Source organism: Limnohabitans sp. JirII-31 (assembly GCF_002778315.1).
In the GTDB taxonomy this organism is placed as follows: Bacteria; Pseudomonadota; Gammaproteobacteria; order Burkholderiales; family Burkholderiaceae_C; genus Limnohabitans.
On sequence record NZ_NESA01000001.1, the window covers coordinates 693,475 to 717,505 of the forward strand.

At 55.7% G+C, this 24,031-nt stretch carries 24 protein-coding genes; 11 read left to right on the forward strand and 13 right to left on the reverse strand.

Annotated features, from left to right (window positions below):
* The first annotated feature begins 25 nt into the window (after window positions 1–25).
* From B9Z41_RS03305 to B9Z41_RS03315, 3 genes are all read left to right on the forward strand, one after another.
* Window positions 26–988: an alpha/beta hydrolase gene (locus B9Z41_RS03305; protein WP_100144930.1), complete on the forward strand. Its 963-nt coding sequence runs from the start codon at window positions 26–28 to the stop codon at window positions 986–988.
* Entirely contained in the window at window positions 985–1,845 is an 861-nt protein-coding gene (locus tag B9Z41_RS03310) for a YbgC/FadM family acyl-CoA thioesterase (RefSeq protein WP_100144932.1), read from the forward strand. The genes B9Z41_RS03305 and B9Z41_RS03310 overlap by 4 nt, the downstream gene beginning before the upstream one ends.
* A 95-nt stretch (window positions 1,846–1,940) precedes the next feature.
* Window positions 1,941–2,384, forward strand: coding sequence for a PaaI family thioesterase (locus B9Z41_RS03315; protein WP_100145137.1), 444 nt, complete (start codon window positions 1,941–1,943; stop codon window positions 2,382–2,384).
* 33 nt (window positions 2,385–2,417) lie between these two features.
* On the opposite strand, the gene B9Z41_RS03320 is transcribed toward B9Z41_RS03315, so the two are convergent.
* Window positions 2,418–3,374 (reverse strand): folate-binding protein YgfZ, encoded by a 957-nt coding sequence (locus tag B9Z41_RS03320; protein WP_100144934.1) that lies wholly within the window; start codon window positions 3,372–3,374, stop codon window positions 2,418–2,420.
* Window positions 3,375–3,420: 46 nt separating this feature from the next.
* Here B9Z41_RS03320 and mltG point away from each other — a divergent pair, with 46 nt between their 5' ends.
* From mltG to B9Z41_RS03345, 5 genes are read left to right on the forward strand one after another with little or no spacing between them, the layout of a single operon-like run.
* The gene (mltG, locus tag B9Z41_RS03325) at window positions 3,421–4,437 is read left to right on the forward strand and encodes an endolytic transglycosylase MltG (RefSeq protein ID WP_233202481.1); all 1,017 of its coding nucleotides are present in this window, start codon (window positions 3,421–3,423) and stop codon (window positions 4,435–4,437) included.
* 16 nt (window positions 4,438–4,453) lie between these two features.
* Window positions 4,454–5,092, forward strand: a complete 639-nt coding sequence (gene tmk / locus B9Z41_RS03330) for a dTMP kinase (RefSeq protein WP_100144938.1) — start codon at window positions 4,454–4,456, stop codon at window positions 5,090–5,092.
* Window positions 5,077–6,108 (forward strand): DNA polymerase III subunit delta', encoded by a 1,032-nt coding sequence (locus B9Z41_RS03335; RefSeq protein ID WP_100144940.1) that lies wholly within the window; start codon window positions 5,077–5,079, stop codon window positions 6,106–6,108. The genes tmk and B9Z41_RS03335 overlap by 16 nt, the downstream gene beginning before the upstream one ends.
* Window positions 6,109–6,114: 6 nt before the next feature.
* Entirely contained in the window at window positions 6,115–6,909 is a 795-nt protein-coding gene (locus B9Z41_RS03340; protein ID WP_100144942.1) for a TatD family hydrolase, read from the forward strand.
* Complete coding sequence (locus tag B9Z41_RS03345) at window positions 6,906–7,568, forward strand: ankyrin repeat domain-containing protein (RefSeq protein ID WP_100144944.1); 663 nt, start codon at window positions 6,906–6,908, stop codon at window positions 7,566–7,568. The genes B9Z41_RS03340 and B9Z41_RS03345 overlap by 4 nt, the downstream gene beginning before the upstream one ends.
* A gap of 3 nt (window positions 7,569–7,571) precedes the next feature.
* Here the strand turns inward: B9Z41_RS03345 and B9Z41_RS03350 are convergent, their stop codons facing one another.
* A complete protein-coding gene (locus B9Z41_RS03350; RefSeq protein WP_100144946.1) occupies window positions 7,572–8,420 on the reverse strand; it encodes a fumarylacetoacetate hydrolase family protein in 849 nt (282 codons plus the stop codon).
* A 156-nt stretch (window positions 8,421–8,576) separates the two neighbouring features.
* Between B9Z41_RS03350 and B9Z41_RS03355 the strand changes: the two genes are divergently transcribed.
* Window positions 8,577–9,563, forward strand: coding sequence for a tripartite tricarboxylate transporter substrate binding protein (locus B9Z41_RS03355; protein WP_100144948.1), 987 nt, complete (start codon window positions 8,577–8,579; stop codon window positions 9,561–9,563).
* On the opposite strand, the gene B9Z41_RS03360 is transcribed toward B9Z41_RS03355, so the two are convergent.
* From B9Z41_RS03360 to guaB, 11 genes are all read right to left on the reverse strand, one after another.
* Window positions 9,550–10,092: a VOC family protein gene (locus B9Z41_RS03360; RefSeq protein ID WP_100144950.1), complete on the reverse strand. Its 543-nt coding sequence runs from the start codon at window positions 10,090–10,092 to the stop codon at window positions 9,550–9,552. The genes B9Z41_RS03355 and B9Z41_RS03360 overlap by 14 nt on opposite strands.
* Window positions 10,093–10,104: 12 nt before the next feature.
* Window positions 10,105–10,551 (reverse strand): nuclear transport factor 2 family protein, encoded by a 447-nt coding sequence (locus B9Z41_RS03365; protein WP_100144952.1) that lies wholly within the window; start codon window positions 10,549–10,551, stop codon window positions 10,105–10,107.
* 162 nt (window positions 10,552–10,713) lie between these two features.
* Window positions 10,714–12,867: an ATP-binding protein gene (locus B9Z41_RS03370; protein WP_100144954.1), complete on the reverse strand. Its 2,154-nt coding sequence runs from the start codon at window positions 12,865–12,867 to the stop codon at window positions 10,714–10,716.
* Window positions 12,868–12,871: 4 nt separating this feature from the next.
* Window positions 12,872–13,684, reverse strand: coding sequence for an ABC transporter substrate-binding protein (locus B9Z41_RS03375; RefSeq protein WP_100144956.1), 813 nt, complete (start codon window positions 13,682–13,684; stop codon window positions 12,872–12,874).
* Window positions 13,685–13,713: 29 nt separating this feature from the next.
* Window positions 13,714–15,141 (reverse strand): aldehyde dehydrogenase family protein, encoded by a 1,428-nt coding sequence (locus B9Z41_RS03380; RefSeq protein ID WP_100144958.1) that lies wholly within the window; start codon window positions 15,139–15,141, stop codon window positions 13,714–13,716.
* Window positions 15,142–15,236: 95 nt separating this feature from the next.
* Window positions 15,237–16,166 (reverse strand): LD-carboxypeptidase, encoded by a 930-nt coding sequence (locus tag B9Z41_RS03385; RefSeq protein WP_100144960.1) that lies wholly within the window; start codon window positions 16,164–16,166, stop codon window positions 15,237–15,239.
* A gap of 58 nt (window positions 16,167–16,224) precedes the next feature.
* Window positions 16,225–17,280 carry a tRNA adenosine(34) deaminase TadA gene (gene tadA / locus B9Z41_RS03390; protein ID WP_100144962.1) on the reverse strand — a complete coding sequence of 352 codons (1,056 nt, stop codon included), beginning with the start codon at window positions 17,278–17,280 and terminating at the stop codon, window positions 16,225–16,227.
* Complete coding sequence (locus B9Z41_RS03395; protein ID WP_100145139.1) at window positions 17,277–17,900, reverse strand: FMN-binding negative transcriptional regulator; 624 nt, start codon at window positions 17,898–17,900, stop codon at window positions 17,277–17,279. The genes tadA and B9Z41_RS03395 overlap by 4 nt, the downstream gene beginning before the upstream one ends.
* Window positions 17,901–17,933: 33 nt before the next feature.
* Window positions 17,934–18,191: a translation initiation factor IF-1 gene (gene infA / locus B9Z41_RS03400; protein ID WP_100145141.1), complete on the reverse strand. Its 258-nt coding sequence runs from the start codon at window positions 18,189–18,191 to the stop codon at window positions 17,934–17,936.
* Between the two features lie 88 nt (window positions 18,192–18,279).
* The gene (gene guaA / locus B9Z41_RS03405; protein WP_100144964.1) at window positions 18,280–19,896 is read right to left on the reverse strand and encodes a glutamine-hydrolyzing GMP synthase; all 1,617 of its coding nucleotides are present in this window, start codon (window positions 19,894–19,896) and stop codon (window positions 18,280–18,282) included.
* A gap of 87 nt (window positions 19,897–19,983) precedes the next feature.
* The gene (guaB, locus tag B9Z41_RS03410; protein WP_100144966.1) at window positions 19,984–21,453 is read right to left on the reverse strand and encodes an IMP dehydrogenase; all 1,470 of its coding nucleotides are present in this window, start codon (window positions 21,451–21,453) and stop codon (window positions 19,984–19,986) included.
* 189 nt (window positions 21,454–21,642) lie between these two features.
* On the opposite strand from guaB, the gene B9Z41_RS03415 reads away from it, so the two are divergent.
* Together B9Z41_RS03415 and B9Z41_RS03420 are read left to right on the forward strand one after the other, a co-directional pair.
* Window positions 21,643–22,851: a TolC family protein gene (locus B9Z41_RS03415; protein WP_143474141.1), complete on the forward strand. Its 1,209-nt coding sequence runs from the start codon at window positions 21,643–21,645 to the stop codon at window positions 22,849–22,851.
* A gap of 11 nt (window positions 22,852–22,862) precedes the next feature.
* Window positions 22,863–24,029, forward strand: coding sequence for an efflux RND transporter periplasmic adaptor subunit (locus B9Z41_RS03420; RefSeq protein WP_100145143.1), 1,167 nt, complete (start codon window positions 22,863–22,865; stop codon window positions 24,027–24,029).
* Window positions 24,030–24,031: the final 2 nt, after the last annotated feature.

Below are 24,031 nucleotides of genomic sequence, written 5' to 3' on the forward strand. Positions count from 1 at the left end.
GCCTCTTTCACGAAATGCACGCCCCATGAGTCACCCTCGCAACCCTCAAAGTCTGCTCACACCCGCCATGCGCCAGGTGCTGCACGCCATTGCCAAAGCCGGTCGCCCGCCCATCGCCATGTTGAGCGCCCAACAAGCCAAAGAGGCCTATGCCGCTGGCGCGGGTGTGTTGGAGCCTGACCCGCAAAAAATGGCGCGTGACGACACCTTGCACATCCCCACACGCGACGGCGCATTGCTGCCTGCCAAGTTGTGGGCGCAACACCCCAAGCCTCAGATGCCCGTGTTGCTCTACTTTCATGGCGGTGGGTTCACGGTGGGCAGCCCGCAAACCCATGAAGCCTTGTGCAAACACCTGGCCCATTTGGCCCAGTGCGCGGTGTTGTCGCTGGACTATCGCCTAGCACCCGAACACACCTTTCCCACCGCGCACCACGACGCCTTCGACGCCTTACAGTGGTTGGTGCAGCACGCGCCAGAGCTGGGGCTTGACCCGACGCGCATGGCCATTGGTGGCGACAGTGCAGGGGGCACATTGACGGCTGCCACCGCCATCGCAGCGCGCGATGCGGGCATTGATCTGAAGCTGCAACTGATGTTTTACCCCGGTTGCTCGCCCGACCACATGGCTTCGGCACACACGTTCGAGAAAGGTTTTCTGCTGGAGAAGTCGAGCATCGATTACTTTTACAAGCACTACCTGCCCAACGCTGCCGATCGACGCGACCCACGGTTTTCGCCGCTGTTGGTAGACAACGTTTCAGGCGTGGCTCCCGCATGGCTGGGATTGGCCGAGTGCGACCCGCTGGTCGACGAGGGCGTGGCCTATGCCGACCATTTGCGGGCACAAGGCGTGTCGGTGGACTTGGAAATTTACAAGGGCGTGGTGCACAGCTTCATCCAGATGGGCCGCGTCATCCCTGAGGCGTTGAGCGCCCATGCCGATGCGGCACGTGCCCTGCGCCATGCCTTTGGAGACCAGCTATGACTCGCAACGACTTTCGCTTGCTGCATCGCCTGCGCGTGCGTTGGGCCGAGGTGGACATGCAAAAAATTGTTTTCAACGGCCACTACCTGATGTACTTTGACACCGCCATGGCCGACTACTGGCGCGCGCTGGCCTTGCCGTATGAGCAGACCATGCATGCCTTGGGCGGCGACTTGTATGTGAAGAAAGCCAGCGTGGAATACCACGCCTCAGCCCGTTACGACGACCAACTGGACGTGGGTCTGAAATGCCAACGCATTGGCAATTCATCGATTCAATTTGTGGGTGGTATTTTTTGTGGTGACCAACTGCTGATCACAGGCGAGCTAATTTATGTGTATGCCAACCCAGCCACGCAAACTTCGCTGCCTGTGCCCGAGAGCTTGCGTGCCATTTTTCAGGGCTTTGAAGTCGGTGAAGCCATGACCACCTGCCAAGTGGGCGCCTGGGATGTGCTGCAAGCCTCTGCCCAAGCCGTGCGCACCGATGTGTTTGTGGGCGAACAAGGCATTGCCCCCGAAGACGAATGGGATGCGGCCGACGCCACCGCCGTGCACGCCGTGCTGAGCAACCGCTACGGTGTGCCGTTGGGCACGGCGCGCTTGCTACAACCCGAAGCGGGTGTGGCGCAGATGGGTCGCATGGCCGTGACGCGGCTGATGCGCGGCTCGGGCTTTGGCCACCAGTTGTTAGAGGCGTTGGTGCAAGCCGCGCTGGCACGCGGAGACACCGAAGTGCGTTTGCATGCGCAACGCAGCGCCGAAGGTTTTTACAAACGCCAAGGCTTTGAGCCGTATGGCGAGCCGTTTGACGAGGTGGGCATCCCCCACATTGAGATGCGCCGCAGCTTGGTGTGAACGCGCTGCACGAACGCAGCGTCTGGATGTCACACATGCGCTTGTTGAGGTCGGCGTCGCGACGCACAGTTAACCTGCATCAACAGGAGACCATCATGCATCGGACACAGGAAAACAACGTAAGCGCTTTGACACCACTGGCGCGCGCTGACCTTGAAGCCGTGATCAAAATAACGCCGTTCGCGCAGATGCTAGGCGCTGAGTTGGGAGAGTACGGTGATGGCATAGCCCACCTTTCGGTGACGCTTCGGCCTGATCTGACCATGCACATGGGTTTCGCGCATGGTGCGGTGATCGGTTTCTTGGCAGACAGTGCCTGTGCTTGGGCAGCCGCGTCTGTGGTGGGTAATGTGGTGACCTCGGAATACAAACTCAATCTGATAGCCCCCGGAATCGGAGAACAGTTGCGAGCCGAAGGTCGGGTGCTGAAATCAGCGAGCCGCAACTTGGTGTGCATGGCCAACGTCTATGCTGTGACTCAGGGCAAATCCAATCTGGTTGCCATCGCACTGGCCACGATCACACGATTCAGCAGATAGAACACTGACGCGTAGCGAGCAAGTGTCGTTTGCTCAAATGTCGTCGCGCAGCGGATAGGGCAGGGGCAACAAGTGCAGCAGGGAACCTTGCGCAGCGCCCAAATGCAGGCTGTGCCCTTGGGTGGCTGAGAGCTGCAACTCGGCGATGGCCACATGACAGTCGCCATCGGTCGCAGCTTGAGCCACCAAGCCACAGGGCTGTGTGGCGTCTGCGTTGGAAAAAACTTCTTGGCCCGCACGCATGGGCACATCGGCTTGCACAATGAAGGCACGGCGCTTCAAGGTGCCACGGAACTGGCTGCGCGCCACCACCTCTTGGCCGGGGTAGCAGCCTTTTTTAAAGTTCACCCCATCCACCGACTCATAGTTGAGCATCTGCGGCACAAAGGCTTCAAAGGTCGCTTGCTCAACCCAAGCCACGCCACTCATGACCTCGCCCACATGCCATGACTCTGACGTCAACGTGGCGAAACCTGTCAACGCAGAGGACGCGACGCTGTTAACCGGGGCCAGCCACAAGGCACGTGTCACATCCTGTGAGGGGTAGAGGGTCAGCACATCGGCGCTGTCGGCCCCCTCGTTCACCACATGACGCAACCAGGGAGCCGTGGATGCATGAGGACCGCACACGTGTTGCACTACATCGCCCGATAGGCCCAGCAACGTGAACTCGGCGGTGGCATCGCTCAGTTTGGCTTTGGCGCGCAGCACAAACATCGACAAGCGTTTGAGGGTTTGAGCCAGTAAGTCGCGGCGGCACACCAACAACACCTCGTCGGCAGCACGCTTGTACAGCACAAAGCTGGCTTGCATGCGGCCTTTGGCATTGCAGTAAGCCGCCAAGCGGCCATGCTGCGCATCCAGCAGCAGCACGTCTTGCGTGAGTTGGTTGTGCAAAAAGTTGGCGGCGTCGGCACCGCTGACACGGATCACGCCGAGGTCAGGCAGCGGGCTCACGCCGTGGGGCAGGGGGGAAGGGGTCAAAGGCATGGCTGAATTATCATGCCCGCTTCAACATCGAGACGGGAACAGGGTTGTGACAAGGCATGTCAAACGGATCTTCTGGACATTGGCGTGCGCGCTGGTCCTGGCTGCAAGTGCCGCCGCTTGGTGGGTGTTGCGACCTTTGCCATTGACTGCGGCGACGGTGGATGTGTCCATCGAGCCCCAAACGCCGGTGCGAGGCATTGCACAAGTGGTGGTGGCGTCGGGCGTCAACATCGACCCCGATGTGTTGTATGTGTTTTTCAGAGCCAGTGGCCAGTCGCGCAAGCTGCGCGCTGGCAGCTACGAAATCACCCAAGGCAACACCGCCCTCGATGTGCTGCGCAAACTCAGTCGGGGCGAAGAAAGCCTCAAGGCCGTGACCCTGGTGGAGGGCTGGACGTGGCGGCAGTTCAGGGCAGCCTTGGCCAAGGCTGAAGGCCTCAAACACGACAGCGCAGGGTTGGCAGACGAAGCGGTGATGACGGCCCTAGGCCTGCCTGGCACTGCACCTGAAGGACGCTTCTACCCCGACACCTACACCTACGGCAAAGGCAGCTCCGAGTTGCACCTGATGCAGCGTGCCGCCAAGGCCATGACAAAACATTTGGCCGCCGTGTGGGCCCAGCGCGCCCCCAATGTGGCACTACAAAACGCCGAGGAGGCCTTGGTTCTGGCCAGCATTGTGGAAAAAGAAACTGGCCGAGAGAGCGACCGCACCATGATCAGCAGCGTGTTTCACAACCGTCTGCGCCTTGGCATGCCGCTGCAAACCGATCCCACCGTGATCTATGGGTTAGGCGAGTCGTTTGACGGCAATTTGCGCCGATCAGACTTGCGTACCGACCATCCCTGGAACACCTACACCCGCAAAGGCCTGCCCCCCACCCCCATTGCCATGCCAGGACGCAACGCCCTGAAAGCGGCGGTGCAACCGGCCAGCAGCCAAGCGCTGTACTTTGTGGCGCGGGGCGACGGCAGCAGTCAGTTCAGCGATTCGCTGGATGCCCACAACGCCGCAGTCAACCGCTACCAACGTCTGGGTGCCACAGCGACGCAGGCAAAATAGCGGCTCTGAAGGTTTTATGACACACACCGGTTTGTTCATTAGTTTTGAAGGCATCGACGGCGCTGGCAAGTCCACCCACATTGACGGACTGGCCAAGGCGTTCAAAGCGCAGGGCCGTCACGTCACGCTCACCCGCGAGCCTGGCGGCACGCCATTGGCCGAAAAGTTGCGCGACATGGTGTTGCACGACGCCATGGACCCACTGACCGAAGCCTTGTTGATTTTTGCCGCACGTCGTGACCATTTGCAGCAAATCATCGAGCCCGCTCTGGCCCGTGGTGAGGTGGTGTTATGCGACCGTTTCACCGATGCCACCTTTGCCTACCAAGGCAGTGGCCGTGGCTTTGACATCACCGTGTTGCAACAACTGGAAGCCTGGGTGCAGCACACGCCCACAGGCTTGCGCCAACCCGATGTGACGGTGTGGTTTGAACTCCAACCCGACATCGCTGCTGAGCGATTGGCCGGGGCCCGTGTGCCAGACCGCTTCGAGTCTCAGCCTGTGGCGTTCTTTCAAAAGGTCTCCGACGGCTACGCACAGCGTGCACAAGGCGATCCACAACGCTTTGTGCGTTTAGACGCCGCGCAAACACGCGATGCAGTCTGGCAACAACTGCACCAGCAGTTTGTGCAACACAAATGGTTAACTGCGTGAGCGAAACATCTCCCCACACCCGCCCTGTACTCAGCCCATGGTTGCAAGGTCAACTCACCACCTTGCTGGCGCGCCAAGGCCATGCGTGGTTGTTGCAAGGCCCGTCTGGCTTGGGTCAGTACACCCTGGCCTTGGAGTTGGCACGCGCATGGTTGTGTGATCAGCCCACGGCCCATGGCGCTTGCTATCAATGCCGCAGTTGCCACGCCGTGGATGTGCGCACCCATGCCGACTTGTGCACCTTGATGCCTGAAACCCTGGCACTGGAACTGCGTTGGCCGCTGGACGAAAAAACCCAGAAAGACCTGGACGATAAAAAGCGCAAACCCAGCAAAGAAATTCGGGTAGAAGCCGCGCGCGACATGGTGGGCTTTAGCCAACAAACCCGCTCGGGTGGCAAAACCAAGGTGGTGCTGGTGTATCCGGCAGAGCGCATGAACCACATCACGGCCAACACCATCTTGAAAACTCTGGAAGAGCCACCGGGCGAAACCCGCTTTGTGCTGGCCAGTGAAGCCGCCCACATGTTGCTGCCCACCATTCGCAGCCGTTGCCAAACCCACACCATGGTGTGGCCCAATGTGGACGAATCCCTGGCCTGGTTGCAAGGGCAGGGCGTGTCGGATGCCGATGCCCCTGTGCTGCTGCGTGCCGCTGGCGGACGTACTGAAGACGCGTTGGCATTGGCAGGCAGCGGTTTGAAAGCGGCCCATTGGGCCGCCTTGCCCAAAGCGATTGCGCGTGGCGATGTGTCGGCCGTGTCTGACGGCACCCCGGCTCAAGCCATTGCCATGTTGCAAAAACTCTGTCACGACTTGTTGGCCATGCGTACCGGCGCGGCGCCTCGTTTTTTCATGCCCGCCGATTTGCCTGCTGCAGGCAGCGTGGCATCGCTCAGCCAGTGGTCGCGTGATCTGATGCAAGCGGCTCGCACCGCCGAGCATCCGTTCAACGCGGGGCTGATGTTTGAAGCCTTGGTGGCGCGCGCACAACTGGCTTTGCGCGCCAAATCTTGAGTACCTATGTTCACCGACTCCCATTGCCACATCAATTTCCCTGAACTCGCTGAGAACATGGGCGCTATTCGCGCTGACATGGCCACGGCCCAGGTGACGCGCGCCTTGGTAATCAGCACCACGCTGGAAAAGTTCCCCCAAGTCCACGACCTGGCCATGCAGTACGACAACTTTTGGGCCACGGTGGGCGTGCACCCTGACAACGAGGGCGTGCAAGAACCCACCGTCGAAGACTTGGTCACCCGTGCGCAATTGCCACGTGTGGTGGGCATTGGCGAAACAGGGCTGGATTACTACCGATTGGGTGAGCGCAGCGTGGCCGACATGGCATGGCAGCGTGAGCGCTTCAGAGTTCACATTCGTGCGGCACAGCAGACCCGATTGCCTCTGGTGATTCACACCCGCAGCTCCTCAGAAGACACCTTGCGCATGTTGAAAGAAGAAGGCGAAGACGGGTCAGCCGGCAGTGCAGGGGGGGTGTTCCACTGTTTCACAGAAACGGCAGAAGTCGCGCGTGCTGGGTTGGATTTGGGTTTTTACATTTCGTTTTCGGGCATCTTGACTTTCAAGAACGCCCAAGACTTGCGCGACGTGGCAGCGTTTGTGCCGATGGAGCGTATCCTGATTGAAACCGACAGCCCTTACTTGGCACCCGTGCCACACCGTGGCAAAACCAACAACCCGTCGTATGTGCCTTTTGTGGCGCAACAAATTGCGCAAATCCGTGGCCTCGCGGTAGAAGAGGTGGCGCGCATCACCAGCGAGAACTTTGACCGTCTTTTTTCAGCCGTTACCAAATGAAAAGTTTTTCTCGCCTACTCTGCGGCATTGCTTTGTGGCTGCTCGTGTCATGGGCCCATGCCGGGGCCTACGAAGATTTTTTCAAGGCCTTTGAGTTTGACAACGCACAAGAAATTCAACGACTCTTGTCTCGTGGCATGGACCCGAACACGCCCAATGAAAACGGCGTACCTGCGCTCGCAGTTGCCACTCGTTTGGGGGCGGCCAAATCGGCCATGTTGTTGGCGCAACACCCCAAGACTCAGGTCAATGTGGTGAATTCTGTGGACGAAACCCCCTTGATGCTGGCTGCGTTGAACAACCAACTCGACGTGGCACAGGTACTGATCGATCGGGGGGCAGAAGTCAACCGCAAAGGCTGGACACCACTGCATTACGCAGCGACCAAAGGTCATACCGCCATGATGCGTTTATTGCTAGACAACAATGCCTACATCGATGCGGAATCTCCCAATGGCACGACACCCTTGATGATGGCAGCGTATTACGGCACACCACTGTCGGTGAAACTTTTGCTAGAGGAAGGCGCCGATCCCACACCGCGCAATCAATTGCACGTGAACGCGCTGGACCTGGCGCTCAAAGCGGAGCGCACGCAAAGCGCGTTTTACATTCGCGCATTCACCGTTGCCTGGGAAATCAGAGAGTTGGGGCAATAAAGCTCATTCAGCGACGACTTGGTTGCGCAAGATACCCAAGGGGGTAACTTCAACCTCCAGCACGTCGCCAGCTTTCATGAAAATTTGGGGGTCACGTCGGTGGCCCACACCGCCTGGAGTTCCGGTTGCTATCACGTCACCGGGCTCTAAGCGACAAATGCCCGAGATGTAGTGCACCAGTTCAGCCAAGTCCCAAGCCATCAAGTCAAACCCGCTGTGTTGCATCACTGCACCATTCAGGCGGGTTGTGAGCACCATGCTCTTGGGGTCGTCAATTTCATCGCGCGTCACTAACCAGGGGCCAAACGAGCTGCTGGCATCAAAGTTTTTACCTGCTGTGACGCTGTGCTTTTGGTAGTCGCGCAGTGAGCCATCCATCACGATGCTGTAACCCGCAATGTGCGACATGGCATCTTTGACGGCAATGTGTCGGCCTGCTTTGCCAATCATGATGGCGACTTCACCTTCAAAATCAAAACGATCCGAGACCTTCGGTAAAACGATCGGTTGGTCATGCCCGACCAAGGATTGCGGGTGTTTGCTGAACATATTGGGATGCAGCAGATCTTCTTTGCCGGCCTCTAGTTGGTGGGCCTTGTAAGCCCAACCCAGCGCAAACATACGCATGTCTAAGCGAGGGTTGACTGGTAAAAATTTCAAGTTGGCCAATGGGTGGTCGGCCTGGGTTGTGTTGGCCACGATCTGAGAGGCTTCTTGCAACAGATCACGACTCAACAATTCGACCAAGTCCTTGCAACGCGCCCCTAAACGCTCACCCAGGTCAATGAACCCTTGTGCAGTGATGGCACCAAAGTGTGCCTGGCCGTTGATCTCGACAGTTGCAAGTTTCATCCCTGACTCCGGTGTTAATTTAAAAATAGTTTTGGATATTCTGTGGTTCAGCACAGATATTGCTGTGACGCTTGAGTGACAAACTGCACTGGGGAAGATGCCCGGTGTATTAAAAATTTCCAGTGTTAGGATTTTTTTAAACACAAGGAGACTGGGATGCGCGTGCTAAAAAATATCTTTCACCGTTGTCAGTTCGCATGCATTGCGATGGCGATGTTGTTCAGTGCGCATGCGCAAGCACAAGACTATCCCAATCGGCCGATTCGCATGGTGGTGCCGCAACCTCCAGGCGGAGGCACCGACATTTTGGGGCGCAGCGTGGCACAAAAGCTCTCTGACATCTTGCGTCAACCCGTGGTGGTCGAAAACAAAACAGGGGCAGGCTCACTGATTGGCACCGAATTTGTGGCGCGAGCCCCTGCCGATGGCTACACCTTGATGGTGGGTGGCATCTTCAACATGGTGATGAACAAAGCGCTCATCAAGAATTTGTCCTATGCGCCCGAGAAAGACTTCGTCAGTCTTGGCTATGTCTCGGCTTATCCGTTTGTGTTGTTGACACGTGCAGATTTGCCCGTCAACAACTTGGCCGAGTTCGTGACTTATGCCAAAGAACGTCCCGGTAAATTGACTTACGGTTCAGGAGGCATTGGTACGCTGCAACATGTGTGGGGTGCTATTTTGACCAGCAGCTTGGGACTAGACATGTTGCACATTCCTTTCAAAGGCGCATCTCCTGCACACCAAGAAATGATGGGTGGGCGCTTGGATGTGATGTTTGACAACATGTCTGCCTCCAAGCAATACGTGCAGTCGGGTCGCCTCAAAGGCTTGGTGGTGTCGTCAGCCGCACGCAGCCCTCAGTTGCCTAACGTCCCGACCGTCAACGAAACTGGCTTGGTGAAGTTTGAAGGGGAGAGCTGGTTTGGCATTTTTGCCCCTGCGGGCACACCAGCACCTGTGGTGGCCAAACTGCGTGAAGCTTTGGCCAACATCAACGCACAGCCTGACTTTTCAGCCAAGGTTGAGCGCGATGGAGGCCGCATGCTGAACATACCAGCCGCGCAGCAACAGAACTATTTGCGCGATGAAATTGAACGCTGGGTGAGCGCCGTGAACCGCTACAACGTCACAGCAGAGTGATGCGTTCAGCCATTTCGTGTTGCCACTGCTGCATGGGCTTACGCGATGGGTTATCACGCAAACGCTGTTCAGTGACTTGGTGAATGGCTTCATCGCTCAAAGTCAGATCGAGCATGTCGAGATAAGGCTGTTCAACATGCCATGGCGTGTCGAGGTAAATCTCGACACGGTTGACCTCGGGATCACGGAAATACAAAGACCATGAATTGCCATGATCGACGGTTTGAATGAGGGTTACATCGTCTCGCGTGCTGACCAAGTCATGCATTAGCCGCAGGTCTTTCAGATCATTCACTTGAAACGAGATTTGTTGCAAACCATAACCCGGTCCCGAGCCGGGCGGACGCCCAGTCTCCATGACCAACTGATGGTGCGACTTGGGATCACGGCTGAAAAAGACCACATGGTGGTCACGCACAAAGCCTTTGTCGGTGACCAAGAAACCCAATACCTCTTGGTAAAACTGGGCCATTTTGTCAATGTCCCACACAAACATGCCCATGTGGCGAAGTTTCAAATCTGGCAGCATGGTGTGTGTCCCTTAAACCAGTTTGAAATCGAGTTGAACTGATTTATGGGCAATCAGCCAGCGCCCATTTACGTTGCGCATGACATCTTCGTAGCGGCCCATCAACACGGGTCCAGCCATGCCCGCGGGAGTTTTGTCGCCAGGCTGCATGTCTTTTCGAAAGACCATGGCGTAAGAGTCAACATGCACCTCGGTATCTGAGATGGCTCGGCAGCGAAAGTTGGAAAGCACATGACGCACCAAAATGCCGGGTTGTCGCTTGGCCGCCCATGCACGCAATTCTTGCGGGCCATGCAAAACACCATCCGCACGGACCCACACAGCATCTGGGGCCAAATAAGCCTCCATGGCTTGAAATTCGTCCATGTCAAAGTGGCCCATGAACGTGATTAAATTTTGTTGACATTCAAACTGAACGTCCATTGGGACAGGCTTGGATGTTGTGTCTGTTGAACTCATGGTTGGGTAAGCTTATTTGTTGATTTTGAAGGGCTGCTCAATATAGGGCCGAAGGCGTTTCCAACTGAGGGGCAAATACCCGCATTTCATTTGGATTATTTAACTTTACATAATATACATCGTATCAATCAAAGCATGCCAACTCATTCATGATTTAAAGACTCAGCTCTTCAAAACCACCCAACGTGCCATGGTTTGATACAACACGTGTCGATCAATCGGCTTGACCAAGTAATCCTGCATCCCAGCATCCAAACAGTCGCCACGCTCGTCTGACATGGCGTTAGCAGTCACGGCAATGATGGGTAAATTTGAAAAACGAGAATCTGCGCGTAATTGTCGCGTGGCCGTGATGCCATCCATCACAGGCATTTGGACATCCATCAGCACCAAATCAAAGCCGTCAGGACTGGCGTTCAATTTATCAATCGCTTCTTGACCATTCAGAGCAAACTCGGTGTGAACGTGCACACGATTGAGCAATGCAAGTAACAGCTGACGATTGAGTGCATGGTCTTCAACCAGCAACACACGGACCCCTGCCAAGTGCGAAGGACTGTCTGAATCTGCTGTTTGAGGCCCCGAAACAGCTGGAACTTTTTCTGCAACTTTGAAAGGCAACTCAAGTGTGAATTGGCTGCCTTGTCCTAGCGTGCTTTTGACATCAATGTGTCCACCCATGTGTTCGGACAAATGCTGACTGATCGCCAGTCCCAAGCCCGTGCCACCGTACAAACGTGTGGTGGATGTGTCAGCTTGGCTGAACGGTTGAAACAGATGCAGCAACTGTTCCTCGCTCATTCCGACGCCATCGTCTTGAACCTCGACGCACAGTCGATAGTGATCAGCCAGAGAAACCAAAACACGCACGGCGCCACGCGGCGTGAATTTGACCGCGTTGCCAATGAGATTGTTGAGTACTTGAGACAAACGCAGTGGATCGGCCTTGATCCAGCGCGGAACATTCAAGTCGATCCGACAAGAAACCTCCAGCCCTTTGGCCTGCGCCGCGATGCGTTGAATCGATAACACTTCATCGATCAACTGTTTCAGATTGAAATCAACCGATTCAATTTGCAACTTTCCCGCTTCGATCTTTGAAAAATCAAGGATGTCGTTCAAGATACCCAACAGCGACACAGCGGCTGTATGAGCACCTCGAACATAGGTATCGGCTTGCGGTGCCAAATGCTGTTCCAGAGCCAGTTGGGTCATGCCGATGATGCCATTCATGGGAGTGCGAATTTCATGACTCATATTGGCCAAGAAATCGCTTTTGGCGCGTGTGGCAGCTTCAGCTTTGTCTCTTGATCGTGCCAAGTCGAAACGTTGCTGCCTTTCTGCACGTTCACTCACTTTGAGTCTGTGGGTCAGGTACATCGTGATGCCTAAAACAGCAATCAAGGCAGCCAGCGTCCATCCCATCAACTCCCACGTTCGGTGGACCCATTGCGATAAAACCAAATCACGACGGACATGAGACAGAACAAAGAATGGGTAGCGTGATGAAGCCCTAAAAGCAGTCAACAACTCTCCCATGTAAGTACCAATTTCTTGACGCTGGATCTCTGGCAATAAAGCAGGAAGGCTAAACACCGAACCCAAAGGCAGCTCGGCAGAGGTAAGTAAGGTGTTGCCGTCAAAACGCACCAACTCGTAACCATCTGTCTCAGATTGGCTGTAGCGTGAAAACCGGTTCAACAAATAGTCAGGATTGAGCGTCGCAACGACCCATACTTGCTCGCGACCTGCGCCAAGTCGAAGAACCAAAGGAATGAAATATGGCGAATTTGCTGCACCAGGCTGCTTGGCACTGGTGATACGACCGTTGTACAGGTCCCGCCCCTCCCACACAGGCCCCAATCGCAACACCGATGAAGCCCCTGCTCCTGAGTCGTTGGGAGTGAAGGTATACAAAGGCGGCTTGAGGCCCAAATTGGCCATATGGGTACTCGCACGAATGCCCTCTTGCTCCGTCATGATTGACAGCGACCGCAACGCGGGCTGGCTGAATTGCATCCTCAACAACAGGCTGTTGAGCTCTTGCGGAGAAGCCTTGTTCAAAGGTGTCCCCGACAACTCAGGCAAGGCTCGAATCATATTTTCGATCAGTTGCAAGGTTTGTGTTGCCTGATCCTCCATCACCAACGCATTGCTCTGAGCACGTTGAAGCTCAAAGGCCAACTGCGACTCACGGTCCTTGTGGCTGAGGTAACTTACGCCCGTCAGCACCACCACCATGAACAAGGCTAAAAACCCATATGCCAGACGCGAATAAGCACTGGCAGTGAGGCTGGCGTAAGCTTTGTCGGGCATCTGATCAGCGCTTCACAACAATCGGATCGAGTCGATAACGTGCTGCAATTTTGAGCAAGCGACCATCTTGTTTGATATCGCGCACAAATTGCTCTAGCCGGTTAGCCCATCGCTCATCTCCTGGAGCGACGGCATAGGCATAGCGCGTTTCTTGGTAACGCGTGGCAGGCGCCACCAAACGGGCCCAATCGGTCGTTTCTAACATGCGCCGACTATAAGGAAAGTCGGTGATAAACACATCTGCCCTGCCCGACATCACCTCCTGTTCACGCTCGATCGATGAGTTCACAACTTGCAATGTCGCGGCCTTGAGTCGTTCTCGCATCAAAGGCTCATGCAATGTTCCCTTGATCACGGTCACCACAACGCCTGGTTTGTCAATGTCATCCCATGACTTGATGCGTCGGTTATTGCGCGTGGTGATGCCATATACATCGCTCACCAACGTGGGCTGCGTGAAACGTAACTTTTGAGCGCGTTGCGGCGTGATGCCCACGGCAAACATCGCCACATCGCACTTGTCCGAAGTCACATCAGTGATCAAGGTGGCAAATGAACTGTCTACGAACTCAACATTCACCCCCAGGTCTTTGCCCAGCTCTAACGCTAGATCGGCATCCACCCCTTCCAGCTCTTGAGTCTTGGGATTGCGCAGTGTGATGCCGTAGTAGTCAGGCCAAATACAGACATGTACTTTTTTTTCTAACAACACACGCTCTAGATGCTGGGCCGTATTTTGCGCATGCGACACACCCAAAAACACCAAAAATATGAAAAACAAAGAACCTTGGATGTATTTGCGATAACTGTTATGCATTAGCAAATCTTACAGCCTAGTGCCCCAAATTACTTGGGCTCTGGCTTAAATTGCAATGCTTTGTACTCCAAAAACTCTTCAAAGCCGTATTTTCCGTTTTCACGGCCATTGCCTGACTGCTTGTAACCACCAAAAGGCGCATTGCCATTGAACGGTGCGCCATTGATATCGACCTGCCCTGTTCGTATGCGTCTGGCAACAGCCGTGGCATGGGCTTCGTCGGCACTCCATACGCCACCACCTAAACCGTAAACACTGTCATTGGCAATGCGTATCGCTTCCGCTTCGTCTTTGTAGGTGATGATCACCAACACGGGGCCAAAAATCTCTTCCTTGGCCAAGGTATCCGTAGGTTTGACGCGCAGCACCGTGGGTTGCACAAAGTAGCCGCTGGCAAATTTGGGTTTTTCCGAGCCACCGGCCACCAATTCAGCGCCCTCTTTCAGACCCAGCTGAATGAAGTCAATCACGCGGTCACGCTGCGCTGCGCTCACCAACGGACCAAGTCGGGTGGATTCGTCCAGGCTTGGGCCTAGGGTGTACTTCGCCACCACGGCTTGGGCCATCTTCTTGACCTCTTCATACTTCGACTCTGGCACCAACATACGGGTATGAGCTGAGCAGGTTTGACCACTGTTGAGCAAACACGCGCCAATGCTGCCTTTCACCGCAGCTTCCAAATCAGCATCAGCCAATATCACACTGGCAGATTTGCCCCCCAGCTCCAACGCCACGCGTTTGACGGTTTGTGCTGCCAATTCGCCCACACGCTTGCCAGCGCGGGTGGACCCTGTGAAGCTCACCATGTCCACTTCAGGGTGGCTGGCCAGCACCTCACCCACTTCAGGTCCTGTGCCATTGACCAAATTGAACACACCGGGGGGCAAACCTGCCTCGTGAATGATCTCGGCCAAAAGCATCGCGTTGACGGGTGCTATCTCACTGGGTTTGAGCACCACCGTGCAACCTGCAGCCAGGGCTGGCGCAACTTTCAAAGTGATTTGATTGAGCGGAAAATTCCATGGCGTGATGCAGCCCACCACACCTATCGGCTCGCGCACCACCAGCGAATTACCCACGCGCTCTTCCCAAACAAAGCGACGTGCCACCTTGGCCGCATTCCCCCAATTGAAGACTGGACCACCCACTTGAATCATCTTGGCCAGTTTGATCGGCATCCCAACCTCACGGGCAATCACCGTCCCCATTTCATCTGTCCGCGCCTTCAATCCCTCAACGATCTTGTCGATGTAGCCACAGCGTGTTTCCACCGCAAGCTGCGACCAACTGTCAAACGCTTTACGCGCAGCCATCACGGCCTGCTCTGCCTCCGTCCGGCTGCCTTGTGGCACGGTAGCGAACACTTCTTCTGTGCTCGAGTCATGCACTTCAAAAACTTTTGACGATTGGGCCTTGACCCATTGACCGTTGATGTAGTGGCTGTCGTAGTGCTTCAAGGCGATCTCCCAGATTCATGTTACAAAGATGCAATATAGTACATTTTTCGACCAATAGGTCTGGAAATGGAGTGCATCTAATTGGTCATGAAAACTCAGTGATCGTTGTGCGCCCAAAGCAACAGCGCATCGCGGTCTTCCACCACCAAACTGACTTTGGCTCCAACAGGAAGACAAACCTTGGTGGCAACGTGACCAAATGGCAAATCAGTTAACACAGGCACCTTCAGCTGACTGCGCAGCCAATCCACCACACTGGCCAACTTAAAGCCCTTGTCATGTGGGGTGAGTTTGTAGCTGGTGAACTGCCCCAAGACCACCGCTTTTTGCTGGGCCAACACACCCGCGTGCAGCAGTTGCGTCAACATGCGCTCTATGCGGTAAGGATGCTCACCGACATCCTCCAAAAACAACACCCCACCTTGCACCTGCGGAAAGTACGGCGTGCCCAACAAGCTTGTCAAAACGGCCAAATTACCGCCCCACAACACAGCATCTTTGGCCCATACGCCCGAACGACGCGTCTGAAGGGCATGGCAAGTCGCAGTAGACAAACGCCAGCCTGCGCCCTCCCCCTGCCCACTCACCAGATCGTCAAAGCAAGCTTCCATGATGTCGTCAGGTAGCGGGGCGCCAAAGTCTTCGCCTAACGCGGGCCCAGCCCACGACACTGCGCCCGTTTTAGCGAGAAGCGCATTTTGAAACGCCGTAAAGTCGCTCACGCCCACAAACTGCGTGCCTTTTGCAATGGCTTTCGCCACTGCTTTGTACGCAATGTTCGGCAGAATGCGCGTCAGACCATAGCCACCGCGCGAGATCAACGCCACATCGGCACCGCTGGCTGCCGCGCGTTCAATGGCGGCCAAACGGGTGGCATCGTCGCCGGCAAACCGGGTTTGGCGTGTGAGGGTGTCAGCGTCTAGCTCGACCTCATGGCCAAGTTGTTTAAGACGAGAAACACCTCGTTTGAATGCTGCTTTGTCGCGCACCGCGCCACTGGGGGAATAGATATAGATGTGAGCCATGGACACATTGTCGGTCACAGCGCCTCAGCGCGAGATTGCGACGACCGCAGCTGCATGCTCAGCGTCGCAACGGTGGCGGGGCTGCCAATAAAGCACGCAGTGCGCGTGGACCCGCTTCATGGCCTCGATCAGGGTATGGCGCGATGTGCAGCGCAGAAGGCATGTGCACCTCTTGTACATCAAGATGCACTTCCAGAGGCAAGTTCAACACATGTTGTAGCTGCGTCAACACAGGCCGCATGCTGGCAGGCGCATGCACGCTCAGAGCGGTGGCATGCAACGACACCATGAACTCAGCCAAGACCTGAGCATGCCAAACCATGCTGTGCACGCTTTGCTTTTTAGGTTTGTCAGACAAGCCGAACCCGGGTAAATCGATGGCCACACTGGGCGTGTTGGAGGTCAGGGCATCAAGATAAGCCGCGCTCCAACTCTGCGGCCCATGCAAAAAAACGTGAACATCCTGCGATGAAGGCCTGGCTTCATCGCGGTTGTCTAACCAATGCAGTCGCAAGCCATTCAAAACAGGCAGTTCTTGCGTGTAACGGGACCATTGAGGTGGCAGCCCCAGGCTCTGCATCGCAGCCATGGCAGACTCACTCAAACGCAGCGCATCTTCACGTAATGGCACACGTTGCGCATTCGCTTCATGGCGTCGTTGCTCAAAAAATATTTGCAACAAGGCTGCGCACTCTGCGGCCAAAACACCCCGTGTGATCTGGGTATGGTGGTTCAGCTGAGGATGCTCAAACACATTCAGCACCGACCCGGCCGCTCCGGTTTTTGGTTCGTTTGCGCCATACACCACACGCTTCAAACGGGCATGCAAGACCGCACCACTGCACATGACGCAGGGCTCCAAGGTCACGTACAACGTGCATTCGTCCAAGCGGTAATTCCCGAGGGCAAGCGCTGCTGCGCGCAAGACATTCATTTCTGCATGGGCACTGGGGTCACAACTCGACACCGGGCTGTTGTGGCCACTGGCAATCACTTGTCCTTGGTGCACCACCACGGCGCCTACAGGCACCTCCCCCGCTTGAGCCGCAGCTTGCGCTTGCACCAAAGCCAACTGCATGAAGCCATGGTCAACAGACGTATCTTGTGCGCTCATGTGGGCTCCACCAAGCCGAGGCGAACCATCCAGCGGGCCAACACCTGTTCGGTAGGCGTACCTTGCCGATACATGGCGTACAAAGCAACGTGCGACTCAGGGCGATGTTGGTTGAGTTTGAGCTTGCACTGCAACTCAGTGATGCGCAACTCAAACGCCACGATGCCGTGAAGCATTTTTTCTTGAAATGCACCATCCAAACCGCGCCACTGTGCGGCATAAGCAGGCTCGTGATCAGCAATCAATTGCTTGAGCAAGCGATCTTTGGCTTGTGGGTCATCCACCAAAGTAGCTTCTACACGGGCATGTACCGCCAAATAATTCCACGTGGGCACGCGTGCCAGGTCTGGGTAGACCTGAGGTGACAAATAAGCTTGCGGCCCCATGAAGGTGACCAGAGTCTGAGGCCTGGCCTGCAAATAGCGCCAATGCGGATTGGCTTTGGCACAGTGACCAAGCAAGATGCATTGACCGTCGCGCTGGGTCAAATGCAAAGGGATATGGGAAACAAAAGGAAAGCCCTCATCGTCTTGGCTGATCAAGCTCGCCAGCGGATGCTCACGCATCACAGCCAGCGCATGGGCTTCATCTTTGGCTTTGAAGTGAGGGGGTAGGTACATGTTGGTCAATGCACCACGCAAAGCGCACGTGCGTTAGAAACGACGCTTGACAGGGCCGCCTGGGCCTTTGCCTTCAATGTGGCGGAACGTCACACGGGCTTTGTTCATGTCGTAAGGAGAGAGCTCAACCGTCACCTTGTCGCCTTCAATGATGCGGATGCGGTGCAGGCGCATTTTGCCGGCGGTGTAAGCGATCAGGGAGTGACCGTTTTCCAGGGTGACACGGTAACGCGAGTCGGGCAAGACCTCGGTCACCACACCCTTCATTTCGATCATTTCTTCTTTTGCCATGTACTCAGTATTCTCTAATTTAAAAATCAAGCCCAAGACGGGCAACCACTCAAACAACCCTCAATTGTAGGCCGTTTGGTTTTGGTGCTTATTCCCACTCAATCGTGGCAGGCGGCTTGCTTGACACGTCATAGGTCACACGGTTGATACCGCGCACTTCGTTGATGATTCGGCCAGATACTTTTTTCAGCAACGCATAAGGCAACTCGGCCCAATCTGCGGTCATGAAGTCGCTGGTTTGCACCGCACGCAAGGCCACCACATAGTCATAAGTGCGGCCGTCGCCCATCACACCCACGCTCTTGACGGGCAAGAACACAGTGAACGCTTGGCTGGTCAGGTCGTACCAGGTTTTGCCAGTGGCCTCATCCTTGAAGTTGTGTAGCTCTTCAATGAAGATCGCGTCCGCACGGCGCAGCAAATCGGCATATTCCTTTTTCACCTCGCCCAAGATACGCACCCCCAAGCCTGGGCCTGGGAACGGGTGGCGATACACCATCTCGCGAGGCAGCCCAAGCGCCACGCCCAACTCACGCACCTCGTCTTTGAACAAGTCGCGCAAAGGCTCCAGCAGCTTGAGGCCCAGTTGCTCAGGCAAGCCGCCCACGTTGTGGTGGCTCTTGATCGTCACTGCCTTCTTGCTCTTGGCACCGCCCGACTCAATCACATCAGGGTAAATCGTGCCTTGCGCCAAGAAGGTCGCTCCTTTGTGGCCTCCGTCACCCGCCTTGAGCTTGGCGGCTTGTTCTTTGAATACATCCACAAACAAACCACCGATGATCTTGCGTTTGGCTTCTGGCTCGCTCACGCCCGCCAGTTTGCCCAAGAACAAGTCACTGGCGTCTACACGAATCACATGGGCGTGCAACTTGCCCACGAACATGTCCATCACCATATCGCCTTCGTTGAGACGAAGCAGGCCATGGTCCACAAACACACAGGTCAGCTTGTCGCCAATGGCACGGTGAATCAGGGCTGCGGCCACGGACGAGTCCACACCGCCCGACAAACCCAGAATCACTTCTTCGTCGCCCACTTGCTGGCGAATCGATGCCACTGCCTCAGCGATGTAGTCACCCATGATCCAGTCTGGGCGTGTCCCGCAAATGTCCAGCACAAAACGGTTCAACAAGGCTTGACCTTGCACGGTATGCGTCACTTCGGGGTGGAACTGCACCGCATAAAACTTACGTGCTTCGTCGGCCATGCCCGCAATTGGGCAAGACGGCGTGGAGGCCATGACCTTGAAACCCTCGGGCAGTTGCGTGACCTTGTCACCATGGCTCATCCACACCTTGAGCATGCCGTGGCCTTCTGGTGTGTTGAAGTCTTCAATACCTTTGAGCAATTCGGTGTGCCCATGGGCCCGCACCTCGGCATAGCCAAATTCGCGGGTATGACCCGCTTCTACCTTGCCGCCCAACTGGGTGGCCATGGTTTGCATGCCGTAGCAAATACCCAGCACGGGAATACCCAGTTCGAACACCGCATCAGGGGCGCGGTCATCGACCTCGTACACGCTGGCATGGCTGCCCGACAAGATGACGCCTTTCAAGTTGCCATCTTTGGCGTACTCGCGCACCCAGTCGCTGCTCACGTCACAAGGATGAACTTCGCAAAACACATGCGCCTCACGCACGCGGCGGGCAATGAGCTGGGTGACTTGGGAGCCGAAATCGAGAATGAGGATTTTTTGGTGCGACATAAATAAAAAAGGCCATTCAGTGGCCTGACGCTATTGTCTCAAAAAACAAAACCACCCCGGAGGGTGGTTTGGGGAATGAGCGCTTTCTTACTCAGCGCGGTAATTGGGCGCTTCTTTGGTGATCTGCACATCGTGCACGTGGCTCTCACGAATACCAGCCGACGTGATTTCAACAAACTGAGCCTCGTTGTGCATGGCTTCGATGGTGGCACAGCCGCAATACCCCATGCTGGCACGCAAGCCGCCGGCCATTTGGTAAATGATGGCCACCACAGAGCCTTTGTAGGGCACCCGACCTTCAATGCCTTCGGGCACCAATTTGTCCGCATTGGGGTTGCCGGTGCTCGACTCTTGGAAATAGCGGTCCGCACTGCCCTGCTGCATCGCGCCAATGGAGCCCATGCCGCGATAGCTCTTGTAGCTGCGGCCCTGAAACAGAATCACTTCACCCGGTGCCTCTTCGGTGCCAGCGAACATGCCGCCCATCATCACCGTGCCGGCACCTGCGGCGATGGCTTTGGCAATGTCGCCGCTGTAGCGAATGCCGCCGTCTGCAATCAAGGGCACCCCAGTGCCTTGCAGGGCAGTCGCCACGTTGTCGACCGCCATGATCTGCGGCACGCCCACACCCGCCACGATGCGCGTGGTGCAAATCGAGCCAGGGCCGATGCCGACCTTGACACCATCTGCACCAGCATCCACCAACGCCAGCGCGGCAGCACCGGTGGCGATGTTGCCGCCAATGACTTCGATGTGTGGGTAGTTTTGCTTGACCCAGCGCACGCGGTCGATCACACCTTTGCTGTGACCATGGGCCGTGTCCACCACGATGGCGTCAACGCCCGCACGGGCCAGCGCCTCAACACGTTCTTCGGTGCCCTCACCCACGCCCACTGCAGCACCGACACGCAACTTGCCTGCGGCGTCACGTGCTGCATTAGGAAAGTTGAGTTGCTTGGTGATGTCCTTGACCGTGATCAGGCCCTTGAGTTCAAAGGCATCGTTGACCACCAACAGGCGTTCGAGCTTGTGCTTGTTGAGCAGTGCCTTGGCTTGTTCGGGCGTGGTGCCTTCGGGCACCGTGATCAGACGCTCCCGTGGTGTCATGATCTCGCTGACCTTTTGGTCGTAACGGGTCTCAAAGCGCAAATCACGTCCGGTGACGATGCCCACCACTTGGCCCCCATTGCACACAGGGAATCCTGAAACACCCAGTTCTTCAGACAAGGCCATGACTTGGCGCACCGTGGTTTCAGGCGTGATGACCACAGGGTCGCGCAGCACACCCGACTCATAGCGCTTGACCTTGGCCACTTGCGCCGCTTGCTCTTGCGCGGTCAGGTTTTTATGGACGATGCCAATGCCACCTTCTTGCGCAATGGCAATCGCCAAGCGTGCTTCTGTCACCGTGTCCATGGCGGCAGACACCAAGGGCAGGTTCAAGCGGATATTGCGGGTGAATTGGGTCGCGAGAGAGGTGTCCTTGGGTAGGACTTGAGAGTAGGCTGGCACCAACAACACGTCGTCGAAGGTGAGTGCTTTGCCGAGAAGGCGCATAGTCATGGCTCCAAAAAAACTATTGTACGTAGGGGGTCATAAGGCCTTGTATACAGGGCACCACCGAGCTATTCCTTAGAAAAAGGAGGACATCTCTTCGTGTAGCAAAATGAAATTCAGATTGATTAATATCTTATAAGGGTGATTCATTTGCCAGGTCGTCATCAAAAACAATTAGGCACCCTTCTCTTGTGTATTCATGTGGTGTTAGGACCCTTGGCCTATGCCGAACCCACCAAACTCAGCCTTCCTGATCTAGAAGGCATGATGTTTGGCCAAAGTCCAGCTTTGCGCAGTGCAGCCAGTGCAGTCGATGCGGCACGAGCTGGCGTAGAGACAGCACGCACCATCGCGAATCCCCACATCGAAGTCATGAACGGCATGCGCAAACCGCGCCCTGGCATACAAGAGGCAAATGGAAACCTGAAATCCATCAGCCTGACCCAAGACCTCGACATGCCCTGGCATCGCTTGCCACGCGTGGAAGGTGCCGTTGCAGGACTCCAAGCTGCCCAGGCCAACGAGCAATCCTTCAAATCAGACATGCGTGCGCAACTGCGAGTGCGCTATTACGACTTGGTACGCCGCACAGCCGAAAACCGTGCCGCACGTGAAGACGTCAAGTTGATGGAAGGCATTCACAAAAGCATCGCACTGCAAGTTGAAACTGGAGAAAAAGCGCGCTTCGAACTGGTCAAAGCCAATGCGGAGTTACTGAATGCACAAAAAATGCAAGAGTCTGCCAGCCTGCGTGTTCGCCAATCTCGCGGGGCTTTGCGTGCCTTGGTGGGCGTTGAATTGTCAGAAGCTTTTGAAATTCAAGAGCAAACACACATGTTTGCACCCCCACCTCCCCTGAGTGACATCCGCGACGAAGTGCTCAAAAGCAATCCAGAACTGCAACGCACACGCGCACAGCGACAACAACTTGATCGCAAACTGAGCGAAGAAAAAGCCTTGCGATTTCCCAAATTTGCACTGCGCGCAGATCAAGACACGGACCCAGATTGGCGCAGCAGGCGCATTGGCGTAGCCATGAACCTGCCTTTGTGGGACTGGCGTGGCGGACCAGTGGGTGAAGCCGCAGCCAAGCTCTCACAATCAGACAACCTGTTGGCTTACCAAGAGTTTTCACTTCTTCAATCCCTTGAAGCGGCTTACCAGCAATATGACATCGTCAACGCCCAAGTGGTGGCCCTTGAGGGGGGCATCGTGCGCCAAGCTGCCAATGCCCTGCGCATTGCCGAGTTGGCCTACAAGGCTGGTGAAAAGAGCTTTTTAGATGTGATCGACGCACAGCGCGTCTACCGTGCATCCCGTAACGAACTCATCACGGCACAGTTTGACTTGGCCAGTGCATGGGCCGAGATTGAACGTTTACGGGCACACAGCCAATGATTAAAAACTCTATGAAACTCAACACTCTCAAAGTCCCCAAACTGATCACTGCTGTGTTGTGCTGTGCCTTGGCTTTGTCTGCCTGTAAAAAAGCAAGCATCGAAGAAGCCACGCGCACAGACAACGACACCATGCGCGTGTTCGCGCCAGACAGTTTGAAAGCACAAATTGAAGTGGCGCAAGTGCTGAGCCTTGAATCCTCAGACATCCTGCGTGTCGCAGGTCAAATTGACTTTGACGAGCAAGCTCTCACCCGTATTGGCGCCAGTGTCACGGGTCGCGTCACGCAAATCCATGCATCACTGGGCCAAGTCGTCGACAAAGGTGACACGCTAGCCTTGATCAACAGCAGCGAACTGTCAGGCTCGCAACTGTCTTACCTTAAAGCACGTTCCGAACGAGAACTTCACCGCCGCAATGTCGAGCGCGCCAAAACACTGTTTGATGCAGATGTGATCAGTGCGGCAGAACTTCAACGACGTGAAAACGAATACGAAATTGCCTCCGCAGAAACGCGTGCGGCACAAGACCAGCTGCGTGTCTTGGGCGTGAGTGCCAAAGCGATGGATCGCCTGGCAGCGACGGGAGCGATTGATTCTGTGGCCAGTGTGGTCGCCACCATCAAAGGGGTCGTGGTAGAACGAAAAATTGCAGCAGGTCAGGTGGTTCAGCCCTCGGATGTGCTCTTTACCGTTGCAGACCTGAGCCGTGTCTGGGCTGTCGCTCAAGTCCCCGAACAACAAATCAGTCAAGTCAAAGTTGGGCAATCGGTCAGCATCGAAGTGCCTGCACTTGAGAACGACAAGTTGGTTGGCAAGCTCATCTACGTTGGCCAAACTGTCAACTCAGAAACACGCACGGTTCTGGTCCGCACCGAACTCGACAACAAGCACGGGCGCCTGAAACCCTCCATGTTGGCCTCTATGCTGATCGAATCAGTACCCGTGCAACGACTGGCTGTACCCATCACAGCCGTGGTACGCCAAGATGATGCGGACTATGTGTTTGTAGAAGAGCAAAACGGCTATTTCCGCCTCACGCCTGTCAAGCTGGCGGCGGAGCAAAACGGCCAGCGCGTCGTTCTTGAGGGGCTCAAGCCTGGTGTGCGCATCGTCTCAGATGGTGCCTTTCACCTGAACAACCACCGCAATCTCGCCGACATGAAAAACGGAAGTTAACC